This is a genomic window from Microcoleus sp. OTE_8_concoct_300 (assembly GCF_031383065.1).
In the GTDB taxonomy this organism is placed as follows: Bacteria; Cyanobacteriota; Cyanobacteriia; order Cyanobacteriales; family Microcoleaceae; genus Microcoleus.
On record NZ_JANMZH010000790.1, the window covers coordinates 1 to 1,561 of the forward strand.

Annotated in this window: 1 protein-coding gene; it reads right to left on the bottom strand. The window is 52.8% G+C overall.

All coding sequences use genetic code 11. The annotated features are described in order from the left end of the window. Positions 1 to 1,561: FG-GAP-like repeat-containing protein (locus ACUVJL_RS35310; RefSeq protein WP_445250076.1), on the bottom strand; the 1,561-nt coding region annotated here is incomplete at both ends.

Below are 1,561 nucleotides of genomic sequence, written 5' to 3' on the forward strand. Positions count from 1 at the left end.
TTTGTTCCCGTTGAGGATGTCGCCAAGGTCGCCACCATATAAGTTGTCATCCCCTGATTTACCATCGAATATATTATTGTCGCTGTTGCTGCCTAGGAATTCATCGTTTTGGGCAGTGCCTATTTGAATTGTCGAGCCACCTAGTATGGTGTTTTCAACACTATTCGGTTGGTTTAAGTTGGGATAGTCAATGCCATCGCAGATGCAGTCGGACTCGGTAATTGTCACCTCACCTGTTGTCGTAGTTCCCAGAACAAGACCGCTAGAAGGATTCGAGATTGTGAATGTACCTGTTTCAGTTCCTTCTACTATTCCATCATCATTGATATTAACGGTAAATGAACCTGTGGTTTCACCGTCAGCAATGGTTATGCTAGCAGGAATGAACTCTGTGAAGTCGTCATCCGTGGCTGTTCCTGAAAGATTAACATCAACGGTTTGATCTCCGACAACGGCGCTGGATGCTGTGGCGGTGACGGTGATAGTTGGACTTCCTGTTTCTGTACTTGTGGCTGGGGAAACTAAGAGGTTGACTGTGGGGAAGTCGTCGTTGTCGGTAATTGTCAGTGTCGCAGTTGTATTGGCAACAACTGGATCGAGAAAGTAGTTCCAATTGTTGGTATCGGCAGTGACGTTAAGTTTGATTGTTTCGTCTGGGTTGATGATAGCATCATCGACGGGGACTGCATTGAGGACGGCGGTGGTTGCACCGGCGGCAATGGTGAACGTGTTGGCAGTCACAGCCGTGATATTCGTACCCTCCGTTAAGGAGTAGTGACTGGGGTTAGTGGCGGTACTGCCGGTGGTATCGAAGTTGATGACTAAACCGCCTGCAGGGGCCGGAGTATCGAGGGTAATCGTAAATGTGCCATTAGTGGGACCTGTTTCGGTGGGGGTAGTGCCGGCTGCGATGCTGACTTTGGGGGTGTTGTTGAGGAGGATGGAGATGGTGTCGCTGCTAAGGTTTTCCGTTGCTACATCTGGTTTCCCGTCGCCGTTGAAATCGCCGATACTGACCCAAGAGGGCTCAGCCCCAGTGGTGAAGTCTACTTTGGGGGCGAAGGTGGGGGTGGTGGCGCCTGTGGCGGTGGTGTTGAGGAGGATGGAGGTGGTGTTGCTGTTACGGTTCGCCACAGCTACATCTGGTTTCCCGTCGCCGTTGATGTCGCCGATGCTGACTGAAAAGGGATCACCCCCAGTGGGGAAGTCTACTTTGGGGGCGAAGGTGGGGGTGGTAGCGCCTGTGGGGGTGGTGTTGAGGAAAATGGAGGTGGTGTTGCTGTTACGGTTCGTCACAGCTACATCTGGTTTCCCGTCCAAGTTGATGTCGCCGATGCTGACTGAAGAGGGCCAACTCTGAGTGGGGAAGTCTACTTTGGGGGCGAAGGTGGGGGTGGTGGCGCCTGTGGGGGTGGTGTTGAGGAGGATGGAGGTGGTGTTGCTGTTACGGTTCGACACAGCTACATCTGGTTTCCCGTCCACGTTGATGTCGCCGATGCTGACTGAAGAGGGCCAACTCTGAGTGGGGAAGTCTACTTTGGGGGCGAAGGTGGGGGTGGTG